General features: G+C 55.8%; 14 protein-coding genes. 6 read left to right on the top strand and 8 right to left on the bottom strand.

Translation table 11 applies throughout. The annotated features are described in order from the left end of the window. Nucleotides 1–61 precede the first annotated feature (61 nt). The 6 genes from der to KQI65_17320 all read right to left on the bottom strand — a co-directional run bounded on the left by der (nt 62) and on the right by KQI65_17320 (nt 5,838). Complete coding sequence (gene der, locus KQI65_17345) at nt 62–1,381, bottom strand: ribosome biogenesis GTPase Der (protein MCB2206513.1); 1,320 nt, start codon at nt 1,379–1,381, stop codon at nt 62–64. Nucleotides 1,382–1,524: 143 nt separating this feature from the next. Next, nucleotides 1,525–1,686 (bottom strand): hypothetical protein, encoded by a 162-nt coding sequence (locus KQI65_17340; protein ID MCB2206512.1) that lies wholly within the window; start codon nt 1,684–1,686, stop codon nt 1,525–1,527. Between the two features lie 9 nt (nt 1,687–1,695). After that, nucleotides 1,696–2,949, bottom strand: a complete 1,254-nt coding sequence (locus tag KQI65_17335; GenBank protein ID MCB2206511.1) for an ABC transporter permease — start codon at nt 2,947–2,949, stop codon at nt 1,696–1,698. Further along, nucleotides 2,946–4,112, bottom strand: a complete 1,167-nt coding sequence (locus KQI65_17330; protein MCB2206510.1) for an ATP-binding cassette domain-containing protein — start codon at nt 4,110–4,112, stop codon at nt 2,946–2,948. The genes KQI65_17335 and KQI65_17330 overlap by 4 nt, the downstream gene beginning before the upstream one ends. 103 nt (nt 4,113–4,215) lie before the next feature. Next, entirely contained in the window at nt 4,216–5,277 is a 1,062-nt protein-coding gene (locus KQI65_17325) for a tRNA-dihydrouridine synthase (GenBank protein MCB2206509.1), read from the bottom strand. A gap of 102 nt (nt 5,278–5,379) precedes the next feature. After that, a complete protein-coding gene (locus KQI65_17320) occupies nt 5,380–5,838 on the bottom strand; it encodes a DUF2147 domain-containing protein (protein MCB2206508.1) in 459 nt (152 codons plus the stop codon). A 130-nt stretch (nt 5,839–5,968) separates the two neighbouring features. Here KQI65_17320 and KQI65_17315 point away from each other — a divergent pair, with 130 nt between their 5' ends. The 5 genes from KQI65_17315 to KQI65_17295 all read left to right on the top strand — a co-directional run bounded on the left by KQI65_17315 (nt 5,969) and on the right by KQI65_17295 (nt 10,285). Further along, complete coding sequence (locus KQI65_17315; protein ID MCB2206507.1) at nt 5,969–6,415, top strand: transcriptional repressor; 447 nt, start codon at nt 5,969–5,971, stop codon at nt 6,413–6,415. Next, the gene (locus KQI65_17310) at nt 6,408–6,635 is read left to right on the top strand and encodes a ferrous iron transport protein A (GenBank protein ID MCB2206506.1); all 228 of its coding nucleotides are present in this window, start codon (nt 6,408–6,410) and stop codon (nt 6,633–6,635) included. Before KQI65_17315 ends, KQI65_17310 begins: the two co-directional genes overlap by 8 nt. 34 nt (nt 6,636–6,669) lie before the next feature. After that, a complete protein-coding gene (locus KQI65_17305) occupies nt 6,670–8,688 on the top strand; it encodes a ferrous iron transporter B (protein ID MCB2206505.1) in 2,019 nt (672 codons plus the stop codon). 45 nt (nt 8,689–8,733) lie between these two features. Then, a complete protein-coding gene (locus KQI65_17300) occupies nt 8,734–9,282 on the top strand; it encodes a hypothetical protein (protein MCB2206504.1) in 549 nt (182 codons plus the stop codon). An 85-nt stretch (nt 9,283–9,367) separates the two neighbouring features. Further along, nucleotides 9,368–10,285 (top strand): hypothetical protein, encoded by a 918-nt coding sequence (locus KQI65_17295; protein MCB2206503.1) that lies wholly within the window; start codon nt 9,368–9,370, stop codon nt 10,283–10,285. A gap of 84 nt (nt 10,286–10,369) precedes the next feature. On the opposite strand, the gene KQI65_17290 is transcribed toward KQI65_17295, so the two are convergent. Further along, nucleotides 10,370–11,611, bottom strand: coding sequence for a DUF1015 family protein (locus KQI65_17290; GenBank protein MCB2206502.1), 1,242 nt, complete (start codon nt 11,609–11,611; stop codon nt 10,370–10,372). Between the two features lie 24 nt (nt 11,612–11,635). Then, nucleotides 11,636–12,637, bottom strand: coding sequence for a D-2-hydroxyacid dehydrogenase (locus tag KQI65_17285; protein MCB2206501.1), 1,002 nt, complete (start codon nt 12,635–12,637; stop codon nt 11,636–11,638). A gap of 208 nt (nt 12,638–12,845) precedes the next feature. Here KQI65_17285 and serC point away from each other — a divergent pair, with 208 nt between their 5' ends. Beyond that, on the top strand, nt 12,846–13,931 hold the full coding sequence (gene serC / locus KQI65_17280) for a 3-phosphoserine/phosphohydroxythreonine transaminase (GenBank protein ID MCB2206500.1): 1,086 nt from the start codon (nt 12,846–12,848) through the stop codon (nt 13,929–13,931). Nucleotides 13,932–14,207 lie beyond the last annotated feature (276 nt).

Below are 14,207 nucleotides of genomic sequence, written 5' to 3'. Positions count from 1 at the left end.
CCCGGCACTCCCGTCCCCATGATGCAACACCAAAACGTGCCAGGAAATTTCCTCGAAAGAATTATTCCGGTGTGGTCTTGCGGAATTGCACCGTGAGTGGAACCCCTTTGAATGTCCAGATTCCGCGAATCTGCCGTGTTACGAAGCGCCTGTAGCTCTCCGGGATGTATTTCGGCTCGTTGGCAAACAGCACGATGACAGGGGGAGATTCACGGACCTGCGTGGCGTAGCGGATTTTTACCTGCTTCCCGGTTGGTGTTGCCGGGGGAGGTGTCGCCCGGAGGATCTCCAGAATGCGATCATTCAGCTCTGAGGTTGGGATGCGCTTGTTGCGTTCCTCGTAAACCTCGAGGCAGAGGTCCAAAGCTTTGAACACGCGCTGCTGCGTCATTGCGGAAACGAAAATCACCGGGATGTAATCGAACATCTTCACACGGGCATAGATGTCTTTCGTGATCAGATCGGCGGTGCGGTGATCCTTTTCCACCAGGTCCCATTTGTTGACCACGATGACGACACCCTTGTTGAAGCGGACGGCTTCGCTCAGAACGTCAATGTCCTGATGCGTCATTCCTTCCGACCCATCGAGCAGACAGAGGGCGACATCGCAGCGTTGAATGCTTTTGATGGTACGCAGGGTGGAGAAAAACTCCACGTTCTCCCGCACCTTGCTCTTCCGGCGCAGTCCGGCCGTATCGACAAGTGTGATGCGCTTCCCCTTGTAGTCAAGTCGGGAATCGATCGCATCGCGCGTGGTACCCGGCACGTCGGTTACAATGGAGCGTTCCCTGCCGAGCAGAGCGTTGGTGATGGACGATTTCCCGACATTGGGCCGCCCGATGATGGCGAGCTGAAGATGTTCCTCCTCCTCCTCCTCAACGGGAGGAGGGAAGCCCTCGACAATGATGTCGAGCAGATCGCCCGTGCTGCGTCCGCTGATCGCGCTCACGGACTGCGGGTCTCCCAATCCGAGGGAATAAAACTCAGTATGATTCAGCGCGTACTTCTGACTGTCAATCTTATTGACTGCGAGGACGACTTTCTTGTTGCTCTTGCGAAGCATGTTCGCCAGTTCCATGTCGATGGGATACAGCCCTTCCTGTCCATCGACGAGAAATACAATCACGGCGGCTTCCTCGATGGAGATGCGCACCTGCTCACGGATGGCACGCTCGAATACATCGTCTGATTCGGGAACATACCCACCGGTATCAATCAGAATGAAATCGCGTCCCGCCCAGTCGGATTCGCCATAGTGGCGGTCACGCGTTACGCCCGGCTGGTCCATGACAATGGCCTTGCGTCCCCCGATGATGCGGTTGAAGAGGGTGGACTTCCCGACATTCGGGCGTCCCACGATGGCCACAATGGGTTTGTTCATCTGCTTGGCTCCGTAAAAACATAGGACAGGGTTGCTGTCCTACGAATGATCACCGGGGAAATCCCGATGTAACCTATGCAACATACGATTTTCAATCGCACGAAGCACCTGGGGAGAGGTATTTCCACCTGGCGGCTGCCCTGTCAGGTGCCCTTGCGCTTCCGTGCGGTGACGATGCGAAATACGATATACACGACGGCAGCGAAGATGGCGATGGTAATCGCCTTGCTGATGGTCCAGAAGAGAATCTTCAGCGCGACGATAATGAGTACGATCAGTGCGACAATAAACAGGAGATCTTTCATGAGTGAGCCTCAGGAGCGAATCCAGCGAAAGATCTCCGTAAGGCCGGGGCGCTTGCCTGTGAGCAGAATGCCGGTTCGGAAGATCTTCGCTGCGATCCAGATGGTAAAGACAATTGCTGATATGAGGACGAGAAGGCTGAGCGCAATTTCCCAGGTCGGTGGCGATGTAATGGGCAGGCGCACGAACATCATCTGCGGTGTGATCAGGGGGATCATGGTGAGAACGACGAGCAGGGGAGAGTTCGGACTCTGTGTGGCCATCACCGCAATGACGATCGGCAGCATCAGCAGCATCGAGAGATATCCTGTCATTTGCTGCGCTTCCTGTTCGGTGGAGGCGAGACTGCCGAAGGCCACAAATATCCCGGCGTAGAAAAGGAAGCCGAGGAAGAAATACAGCATCATCAGCCAGAGATTGTCGAGCGGCAGGTTTGAGATATCCGCTGCCATCACGAGCGTGACCCCGATCGAGGTCCAGAACAGCACCTGCACAAGCGCCAGCATGCTGATGCCGACAATTTTTCCGAACATCAGGTCCATCGGAGAGCAGGAAGAAATGAGCACCTCCACGATTCGGTTGCTCTTTTCCTCGACCATGCTGCGGACAAGCATCTGTCCCGACGAAAGGATCATGATGAGCATGAAAATCAGGAAGACGTACGAGAGGCCGAACGATTCAAGGAAACCGGATTCCTCCTCGCCTTTTTCAGAAATTCGTACGGTTCGCATGTCGGTGGATTCGCTCAGTTCGCGTACGCGATCGGGATCGAGTCCGGCATGCGCAATCTTGTACTCGGAGACAATTGTGCTGATGCGCCGTTCCAGCCTTCTTATGCCTTCGATGTCGGAAACGTTCATCGATCGATACTCGATACTGTGCGAATCGGTGACGTCCTCCGGGATCAGAATGGCCGCAACAAGACTTTCACGTAGGAGTGCGCTGTCGAGGTCGGCCTTCACGCCCTGCAGGCTGCGGCCTGCGGCTTCAACGCGCTCGAGCTCGTAGCGCGGTTTCCCGTTGTTGAGTTTTGGCGAATCGGCCAGCGAGGCGGCCAGCGTGTCGTAGACGATGCCGCTCATATCATATACTGCAATACGCTGGGGTTCTTCGTGCTCCAGCGAATCTTTGAGCAGAGCTGGCCCCGCGGCGAAGAGCACCATGATGCCAGGAGTGAGAAACAGTCCGATCAGAAAACTTTTCGTCTTTACACGCTCGATGAATTCCCATCTGGCAACGCGCAGTGCCTTGCTGGTGAGTCTCATTTCCCATCCTCCTGTCGGTCTCCATTGCCCCCCTGCTCAGCTTCCTTTTTGAATCTCTGGAAACGGATGAAGGAGTAACCGGCGGCGGCGACAGCAAGGAGCACGAACACCCCTTTCATCGGCTCGAAGCCATTGCGAAAATCGAGCATGATAACGACGGCGACGGTGAGGAAAATCAGCATGTTTAAAAACTGTCTGCGCACACGGGGCTCCTTTGTTTTCAGTCGCGGAGGAGGGGGGACATGAGTATCGGACGCGGGCCGGACCGGGTCATCCTGCTGCGCTGCCACCTGCAGAAATATTGCGTGAAGCGAAGGCTCGATGCGGGCGATGCGGTGAATATCCGCATGCGGGAGGAGAGCGCTGATGATGTCGTTCGTGCGCACGCCTTCGTCGAGTTCCAGTTCAGCGTAATTGCGTGCGCGATCCGTAATACGTACACCGTCGAGCTGCTGGAGGACGCCGGCGTCACCGGTGTATTCAACATGGACGGCATTCCTTCCATGCACGCGCTTGATCTCGGCAGGGGTTCCATGAAGCACTGTGGTGCCATGATTGATCATCAGCAGTTCGTCGCAGAGCTTCTCCGCCTGTTCCATCTGATGCGTGGAGAAAATGATGGCGCGATTTTCCTCACGAAGCTTCAGCAGGGCCTCTTTCATCAGCTCCTGGTTGACCGGGTCGAGACCCGCAAACAGCTCATCGAGCACGAGCAGGCGGGGCTGATGCAGGATGGATATGATGAACTGCACTTTCTGTTGATTGCCTTTCGACAGTTCCTCGACGTTGCGTTTTTCGTATGGAAGCAGGGAGAAATGCTCGAGCATGGGACGCGCCGCTTCGCGTGCTTCAGCCTGCGACATCCCCTTGAGGGAACCGAAGTACGAAATGACATTGAGAAGTTTGTTTTTCCGGTACAGCCCCCGCTCCTCCGGCAGATAGCCGACCATGTTTTTCATCTCTTCACGCATCACCGTACCGTCGAGAAGCACCTGGCCGCGGTCAGGCTGAATAATATCCATGATCATGCGAATCGTCGTAGATTTCCCTGCACCGTTCGGTCCGATAAGACCGAATATCTGTCCCGGGCGGACCTCAAACGACACGTCATCCACAGCGGTGACGCTTGAAAATTCCTTGTGGAGATGCGATACCTGAAGCATGAAGTTCCCAGTTGTTGTCACTATTGCAGGATGCGAGATGTAATCCGTGCTGTGCTATACGCAAACCGCACGGCGGAGTTGCGTTGCGTTAAACCGTAACCTGTTACCCTTCCGCACGGAGAACGCCACGTGCCCAGAACAGCACCCGCTCGCGAAAGGCTGTTTCCCTTTCGAGCAGGAGAGTGCTGTCCGCAGGAAGCGGCGTTGCGTTTTCAAAATTCTCCATAGCACGCGCTATGATATTCTCTGCTGTATCGGTCTGGAACACGTCGCGCCTGATCTCATCAAAGCCTTCGTATGGCCTGGCGTACCAGAGGACATGTTTTCGGATGCGGGGGAGAGCGCGTACCTCGCCGAATTCCCTCAGCAGGTGCTCGAGATGCCTGCGCACGACGCTGACCAGCTCGTTGTTGGGAGGTGGAGCCTCGTGCACGGTATTGCGCTGCTGCAGGTTGATGTCGCGAAAGATCCATGGCGTGCCCAGGCTTCCGCGCGCCACCATGACGGCGTCCACTCCGGTTTCCTCCATCATGCGAAAGGCGTCATCGGCGGAAAATATATCGCCATTGCCCACCACGGGAATGGATGCCACCGAGGCCGCGAGGCTGAGCATCTCCCAGTTCGCCGCTTCGCTGTATTCCGCGTTGCGTTCGCGTGCGTGTATTGTGATAAAGGATGCGCCGCTGTCTTCGGCGGCGCGGACGATGCTCCGTACATCGGTCTGGGCTTGCAGCCCCTTCATCCGTACTTTCACTGTCACAGGAATATCCGTTGCACGAACACTCGCTTCTATGACCGCGGCGAAGCGGGGGAGGTCATCGAGCAGCTGCGCGCCGGCGCCGGCTTCACAGATGCGTTCGTTCGGACACCCGCAATTGATGTCGAAGAGGTCGGGCTGCATCGGCTGCAGCAGCCGCAGCGCGGCTCTGGCAAGTTCAGGATCCGCGGCCACAAGTTGCAGTGCCACGGGATGTTCATCCCCGGGAAAGACTGCGTTGCGGTAGCTCTGCGAAGAGGAGTTCACGATGCCTGCCGCGCTGACCATCTCGGTATAGGTAAGCGCAGCTCCGAACGTCCTGCAGATGGACCGAAAAGGGATATCCGTAACGGCCAGCATCGGCGCCAGCAGTGCTTTCCCTTTGATAATATTAGAGATATGGTCCATTCTCTGCATCCTGCAAAATACGCTCCCCGGCAAATACTGGGCAAGCGTATCTGTTTTTCCTGCAGCGAGGGAAGACTATCGCCACCCAGAGACGTTGCGCGGCTATTTTTTCCCGTCGATGCGCGTCCATGTCTGGCTGCGGCCGATAAAGCTGAAACCGATGTATCCGCGCACATCCAGTGTATTGCCGTCTTCGGAAAGTGTCAGCTCGCAGGAATAGGTCTTCCCGTTTTTCGGGTCATAGATCTCACCATCCTCCCAGACATTATCCTCATCGTATTCAAACCCGTGGAGCAGTACGAGTCCCATGATCGGCTTGCTGCGCAGGTTCTCTTCGGGATTTTCCTTGTCCAGTTTCGGATTTCCCCGGGCATCATTTGGTTCTTTCAACCAGACGATTTTCCCATGATATTTCCCGGCTTTGTTGTAAATTTTGATCTTGGCCTTCCCATCCTGCACCAGCCAGGTGCCAACGATGCCATCCGCTTCATTTGACTGCGCGTGCATGTCCGCAGTACATGCCATCAGAAAGAGGATAAGAAGGAAAAATCTGCGTATCATGGCTGATCCTGGCTAGTGGAAGATGGAAAAATATAGCAAAAAGGATTTTTTTCGCACAGTATTATCGCTTTTCTCTTGACCTGAATTAAAATTTGCCGTATGTTCTATTTAGATTTTATCTAAATAAATTATGAAAAAGACAGATCCCAGAGAGTTTTTCACACAGTATCTTCGACGCAACAAGTACCGCGTCACACCGGAACGTTTTGAAATTCTGGATGCGGTACTCGAGTGCAACGGTCATTTCGACGCGGATGAGCTCTTTCTCAAAATGAAATCGCTCGGAAGCAAAGTATCCCGTGCCACGGTATACAACACGCTCGACAAGCTGACCGAGTGCGGCATTGTTTCACGTTACCGTTTTGGTGAGCGTCTCGCACGCTACGAGATCATGTTCGGTAACGAGCATCATCATCACGTCATCTGCAGATCCTGCGGTACGATCGAGGAATTCGTGGACAAGCGCGTTGAGCGTCTCGCGAGAGATGCCGCACGTTCGTTGAATTACCAGTTCCAGGATGCCGTCCTTCACATTTACGGACTCTGTGAAAAGTGCAGGAAGACGAAAGATGACTGACATGAAATTAAGTGCCCTTGGCAAGGGCGGCCGCGCGAGAATCGCACAGCTCCCTGCCGGGGAGATGCGCTCACGTTTTATCCGTATCGGACTCATGGAAGGTGCCGTGGTATCCTGTCTCGAGAAACTCCCCGGGGGAACCATCGTTCTTGTCTTTCACCATCAGGAAGTGGCACTGAGCGGTGAACTCGCCTCGACGATTGAGGTGAGTCCACTCTGAACTGCCGGAAAGCGATCCCGCTGTTATGGATGAAGTGACGACCACACACAGACCGCATAAGCATCTCCGTACGGAACCCCTTCCGACCGATCCTCTTAAACCGCGTATCGTGCTCGTTGGAAATCCGAACGTCGGAAAATCCGTAGTATTCAACTATCTGAGTGGACTCTACGTTGACGTTTCGAATTTTCCGGGTACGACTGTCGAAGTATCCAAAGCCAGCTACCTGAATTATGAGCTTTTCGATACGCCGGGCATTTACGGCGTGTCGTCCTTCAACGACGAGGAGCGCGTCGCCCGCGATATCATCCTCAATGGTGACATTATCATCAATATCGTGGATGCGGTACATCTTGAGCGCGACCTGTTCCTGACGCAGCAGCTCATCGATATGGGAAAGCGTGTCGGCGTGGTCGTGAACCTGCTCGATGAAGCCCGGCGGCAGAAAATCGCCGTTGATCTCGAGCGGCTCGAGGCGGATCTCGGTGTGCCGGTGATCGGAACGGTCGCCGTGAAGAACAAGGGCCTTGACGCCGTGCATGAACTGGTCGTTCGTGCCCGGGAAGGCTCGCAGAACCGCAAGCTGCACGCGCAGTTGCACGAAGCGCTCAGCACGGTCGGCTCGCAGGGCGAGGCGCTGTTGCTTCTCGAAGGCGATGAGGTGATCGCGGAGCGTCATGGCGTGCCGCCTGCTGATATCAGCGAACGCGAGGCCATTTACATTGACAGACGAAATCGTGTCAACAGGATACTGCAACACGCGGTGTCGGATCGCGAAACCGGAAAACGCCTTGCCGTTATGCTGGGACGCTGGTCGGTGAGTCCATGGTTCGGGTTTCCCATTCTTGCCGTGGTGCTGTACCTCGTATACCTGTTTGTAGGTGTACTTGTCGCGCAGGACCTGGTTGAACTTACCGAGGGACGAATTGGAAAAGGCATCGTCGAATTCCACATGAAATCGTGGGTGGCCGAACATGCGGCCACGACAGTGACTGTCGACGTTCTTGACGCGGAAGGAGAAGTGGCGGAGAGCAGGTCTTTCCGTTTTGATGAAGGATTGCGGGGGAACCCGGCACTGTGGAAGGAGGCGCGTGCACTGCCGGGAGATCGGGACGCGGAATATCATTTTTCCTTCGATAATCCCTGGCTCGTCATCATGTTTGGTGAATTCGGAGCAGTGTCGATGACACTGACATATCTGCTGTTCCTGCTTCTGCCGCTTGTACTGGGCTTCTACTTCGCCCTGAGCGTGCTGGAGGACAGCGGGTATCTGCCGCGTCTTGCCACACTGGTGGATCGGGCATTGCGTTTTGTCGGACTCAACGGCCGGGCAGTCATCCCCCTTATCCTGGGTTTTGGCTGCGTGACCATGGCAACCATCACGACGCGCCTGCTCGGGACGCAGCGGGAAAAGACCATCGCCACCACCATCCTTCAGCTCGCCATCCCATGTTCCGCACAGCTCGGTGTGATCGCCGCTTTGCTGGCAACTGCGGGACCTCTTGCGACCGTTATCTACACAGCCGTCATCTTCAGTTTCCTGGTCGCTGTTGGTACGGTCATGCACCGCGCATTGCCCGGCGAGACATCACCCCTTCTCATTGACCTGCCGCATATGCGCTTGCCGCAGCTGAACAACGTCACCAAGAAAACCCTGTTCAAGACCTGGTTTTTCATGAAGGAAGCCAGCCCATGGTTCTTTATCGGCGCGCTCGTCGTAAGTGTGCTGCAGGTTACCGGTGCGCTTTCCGTGATCATGGATGCACTGCAGCCACTGGTGGTTGACTGGCTGCAGCTCCCCCGTGAGGCTGCGACGGCATTCGTCATGGGACTGGTGCGCAGGGACTTTGGCGCCGCCGGACTTTACCACCTCGACCTTTCTGCCTTTCAGATTGTTGCCGCATTGATTACCATTACACTGTTCGTGCCCTGTGTCGCCTCGCTTATGGTGATGCTCAAGGAGCGTGGACTGCGTGAAGGCATGCTCATCTGGGTGGGCAGCCTCGTGCTTGCGCTCTTTATCGGTGGTGTGGTCTCACAGGTACTGATCTGACAGTTTCGCCGCCAGAGGCGGCCGCCACATGTTCTGGGGATAATTATGCGACATATCGCAATGACAGCGCTGTTGCTTGTGATGTTCATGTCCGGCTGTGCGCATGCGCAGCAGGAAGAGCCACAGGTCGTTCAGCCACAGCGCTTCGATCCTGCCGTATTTCTCGGTTCCGTTCATATCAATCAGCGTTTCGGTCATGGGAATGTCCGTGTGCCTGGCAATATGCACATGGAGATGGTAGACAGTCTGTTTACCGGATCTTCCTGTATCGGGTTCAGCATGCGTCTGTCGCCTGACAGCGGGGATGGCTGGACGATGTGGCTCGACTATGACGTCGACCGCTACTATCGTCCCTTTCTCATGCGCGTTTTCGCACAGCGGCCCGTAGGGGAAAATGAGTCCGACGCGTTTCCGGAATACAGGGATTTCGTTGCAAAGGTGCAGAAGAGCAACCTCGGTGAGATGAAGGAAAAGGGAGAGAATGAAGTCGCCTGGCAGTGGATGCGCAGAACTGCATACGAACTTTCCATTCAGCGCGTGCAGAAAGAGGGCGGACAATGGCTCACGCTCTCGCTTGCACCGATGAGTCCGTGAGATAGTGATCGTCAAACCCTTGATCTGCGTTGAAATTTTGACCCGTGCTCACTAAGTTGCGGTCTCACACACTGGTGCTCCGTTCATGAGAAAAGGCCGTTATCACATTTTAATCGGGTCCTTCCTGGTCGCGGCGATGTTCTGGTTTTCCGTCACCATGGGAGGTTCATTCCGGACACGTCTCGACGTGCCGCTTTCCGTCAGCAATATGCCGAAAGGATTGGCGCTCGTAAAGCCGCTGCCCAGGGAGATCAACGTCCTGCTTGAAGCACGCGGCTGGCAGCTTCTGTGGCTGTCCGCCGGCAAGCAGCTGCGGTACGAGATCCCGGGTAGCAGACTGCGATCAGGAGTGATCCAGACCAACCGTTCACTGACCGAAAGCATGGTACTTCCCGTAGGTGTGAAAGCAATTCGTGCGTATCCGGAAACACTCTTCGTGCAGGTCGATCGCTTTGTCAAGAAAAAGGTCCCTCTGCATTTCCGTTCTCTGAGTGTTTCCTTCAAACCGGATTTTGGCCTGATGCGGGATATTGAGATTTCTCCGGATTCCATCGTCCTCGAGGGCGCGGAACGTGTGTTGCGCGGTATCACCTCCTGGCCCATTGCAGCTCGCAGTTATGAAGATCTCGCGTTGCCGGTGGCGGAGGAAGTTCCCGTGCTGGATTCCCTGCCCGGGGTGGTTCGACTGAGTACAGACAAAGTAAATCTGCACATCGCCACGGAACAGCTTGCGGATGTGAGCTTCGACGACATCCGTGTTGAAATCAAAGGGGTCCCGCCAGACAGGGAAGTGCTGCTCGGACAGCAGAGCATTACGGTGTCGGTGCGGGGTGGGGTGAATTATCTTTCCCTGATTTCGGCTGATGACTTCAGTGCAGAAATTTCATTCAGGGACATCGTGGCGGATACCTCCGGAACGATCATGCCAACGGTGCACTTCCCGGCGGGACTTCGGTTGCTGAAAACCGATCCTGAAGAAATCCGCTATACCATCCGTAAGTAATTCCTGGCAGGCAGGATACAAAAATGAGGGGCGATCATGACGATCGCCCCTCTGCGTTTCTGGTCGAAGATACGGCGTTGAACGTCAGTCGAGAAAATGGACAAACAGTCCGTCACGCAGTTTGGGCTCAAACCAGGTGGACTTCGGCGGCATGACTTTTCCGGCATCCGCGATGGCCATGAGTTCTTCGATGGACGTTGGGAACATGGAAATGGCCAGTTTCATTTCGCCTGAGTTCACACGACGCTCAAGCTCATCGAGGCCACGAATGCCCCCCACGAAATCGATGCGTTTGTCCGTGCGCGGATCCTGGATGCCGAGAATTGGACTGAGCACCTTATTCTGGAGGATGGCCACGTCGAGACGTTCGACGGGATCCGCCGTGTTGAGCAGTTCGTCATTGGCCCGCAGGTGATACCACTTGCTGTCCATATACAGCCCGAAGCTGCCCTTGGCTTCAGGACGAACCTGGGCGTCGGCGGGAGTGACGGTGAACAGTGTTCCGAGTTTTTCGAAGAACTGCTCCTCCGACAGACCGTTGAGATCCTTCACCACGCGGTTGTAATCCATAATACGGAGCTGACCTGCGGGGAAGTACACCGCGAGGAAGAAATTGTATTCTTCGTCGCCGCGATGCTCGGGATTGGCTTTCGCGCGCTCGCGTCCCACAATCGCCGCGGCAGCGGAACGGTGATGTCCGTCTGCGACGTAAAGATTGGGAATGGTTTCGAACAGCGAGGAGAGCCGTGCGACCGTATCCGCGTCGTTGATCACCCAGGTCTGGTGACGAATACCATCCGCCGCGACGTGGTCGGTGACGGGAGGCTGTGCGCGCACGCCGTCGACGATCGCATCGACATCCGGATTGTCGGGATACGTGAGGAAGATGGGACCGGTATGTGCATTCGTCACGCGGACGTGGTTGCAGCGATCCTCTTCCTTATCCTTGCGCGTGTATTCATGTTTCTTGATCGTGTCGTCCCAGTACTCTTCCACGGCGGCACAGCCGACGAGTCCGTACTGTGTATGCTCACCCATGGTCTGGGCGTAGAGATAGAGGCTCGGCGCAGCGTCCTCGACGAGGACCTCGTCGCTGATGAGCTTCTGGAGATTCTCTCGGCCTTTTTCATACACGGCGGCATCATGGATGTCGAGGGAGGGATCGAGATCGACTTCCGGTTTCCCGATATGCAGGAAGGAAAGGGGATGTCCCTTGACTTCCTCACGGGCTTCGTCGGAGTTGAGCACGTCATACGGTTTCGCGGCGACTTCCGCGGCGAGTTCGGGTTTGGGGCGATAGGCCTTGAAGGGTCGAAGCGTTGCCATGAATATTGTCTTTCCTTCTTTGCGTTATGATTTCAATGCATCGATGACACGTTCGGCGATTTCAATGCCGACACGGGCCTGTCCCTCAACGGTGGAGGCGCCGATATGCGGAGTCACGGAGACGTTTGCATGGTTGATGAGTGCGGTCTGTGCGTCCGTCACCGGTTCGTTTTCGTAGACGTCGATTCCCGCAGCGCGGACCTTGCCGCTGTTGAGGGCTTCGAGCAGGTCGCTTTCCGCAACGACGCCGCCACGCGCGCAGTTGACCAGCACGACACCATCCTTCATTTTTGCGAATTCAGCGGCGGTAATGGTCGGCCCCTCTTCCTTGATGAAGGGGATATGGAGGCTGATGTAATCAGCTGCTGCGAGCAGATCGTCTTTGCTCATCAGGGTCACGTCCATATCGGTTTCCTTTACAAAAGGATCATACGCGACGACATTCATCCCCAGTCCCAGGGCGCGTTTCGCGGTTTCGCGGCCGATATTGCCGAAACCGATGAGTCCGAGAGTCTTGCCCGTCAGTTCCATGCCTTTGCTGAAGGCCTTCTTCGGCCATTCGCCGTTGCGCATTTCGATATTGCTGGCAGGCAGGAAGCGGCTGACAGCGAACATGTGGGCGACAGCCAGCTCGGCGACGGAAATTGAAGATGCGCCCGGCGTGTTTACGACGGCAATGCCTTTCTCTTTGGCGTAGGCAACGTCGATATTGTCGAGCCCCACACCGCCACGGCCGATGACTTTCAGCTTGCTTCCGGCGTCAATGACATCCTGACGCACCTTGGTGGCGGAACGGACGAGGATGGCTTCATATTCACCGATCTGCTGCAACAGCTGATCGGGATCGAGTTTTTGCTGGACGACCTCATGTCCGGCATCCTGGAGCATTTTGGCTCCGGCTTCGGATATTCCGTCAGTGATCAGGATCTTCATAACGAACTCCGTATTCTGCGTTGTGATAAAGGATCGAATTGAAGCCGGGAAATCGGACTCCGCACCCTGTATGCAGAGGCGTTTCGGGTCCATTTCCCGACTGTCCAACTAAATTAGCGAAAAGGGAATGCAGGCACAAACATCGTCCTTTCTGCCTTGTACTCGGGGTAGACCGAAGCCGCGCAGTCCCTTACGGGAGTAGTGTATGGCGAATTCGGGAATTAGTTGTATGTTTGTGTTTAAGCCGCCGTGCGCGGCGCCAACTACGTAGCTTTCCGCACATTACATTCAGGAGTTTCACATGCCTATGCGTTCTCACAACTTCTTTGCCGGCCCGGCCGTCCTGCCTCTGCCCGTGATCGAAGCGGCACGCGACGCCGCATTCGATTTTGCCGGAATGGGTATGTCCATCATGGAGATCAGTCACCGTTCGAAGGAGTTCGACGCGGTCATTCAGAAAGCGCAGAGTGATACGCTGAAGATCATGGGACTGTCTGCGGACGACTACGCCGTGCTTTTCCTCGGCGGCGGTGCTAGTACGCAGTTTGCCATGGTTCCGATGAATTTCCTGCATGGCAAGGCCGACTACATCAACACCGGCGCATGGTCGAAGAAGGCCATCAAGGAAGCGAAGATGCTCGGTGCATGCAATGTCGCAGCCACGTCCGAGGATCAGAATTTCAACTATATCCCGAAAGAGATGCAGCTCACCGCGGATGCGGATTACGTGCATTACACCTCGAACAACACCATTTTCGGCACGGAGTTCAAGAGTATTCCGGATGTCGGAAACGTGCCGCTTGTCTGTGATATGTCTTCTGACATGCTCAGCCGCGAGATGGATTACAGCCGTTTCAACCTGATCTATGCCGGTGCACAGAAGAATCTGGGTCCTTCGGGCGTGACTCTCGTCATCGTGAAGAAGTCCTGGATTGAAGAGAAGGCAAAGGGAGACATCCCGACCATGATGCGCTACGGTACGCATGTGGATAAGGATTCCATGTTCAACACGCCGCCGGTGTTCCCGATTTTCGTGCTGGGGAAAACGCTCGAGTGGATCCTCGCGGAAGGCGGACTCGGTGCCATCCAGGAGCGCAACGAGAAGAAGGCAGCGCTCTTGTACGATCTCTTTGATGCGCACGCAGACTTTTACAAGGGTACTGTGGCCAATCCGGATGATCGCTCGCTCATGAACGTGACCTTCCGCCTCCCGAGCGAAGAACTCGAAGCGAAGTTCATTGCCGAAGCGAAGGAGCAGAAAATGTTTGGACTCAAGGGCCATCGCTCCGTTGGCGGCTGCCGCGCGTCCATTTACAACGCCTGTCCCGTCGACAGTGTCGAAGCCCTCGCCCGTTTCATGGAGCAATTCTACACCGCAAACAAATAGTCCTGCCACCGCTGGTGACAGGACGCGAGAGTACAGCTTTCGCTGCACGCAGGAACTCAAAAGCCCGATACGGTTGATCCGTATCGGGCTTTTTCGCGCATGAATCTCGCTACGCGAGACGCGTGTTCTTCCCCGCGTGCCGAAGGCACTCCCGCTTGCCGCAAGGCACTCCCGCGTGCCGCAGGCACTCCCGCGTGCCGAAGGCACTCCCGCGTGCCGCAAGGCACTCCCGCGTGCCGCAGGCACTCCCGCGTGCCGCAGGCACTCCCGCGTGCC

The sequence above is a fragment of the bacterium genome (assembly GCA_020444325.1).
Lineage (GTDB): Bacteria > Bacteroidota > Ignavibacteria > SZUA-365 > SZUA-365 > BM516.
This window is presented reverse-complemented; position numbering and strand designations above follow the sequence as displayed.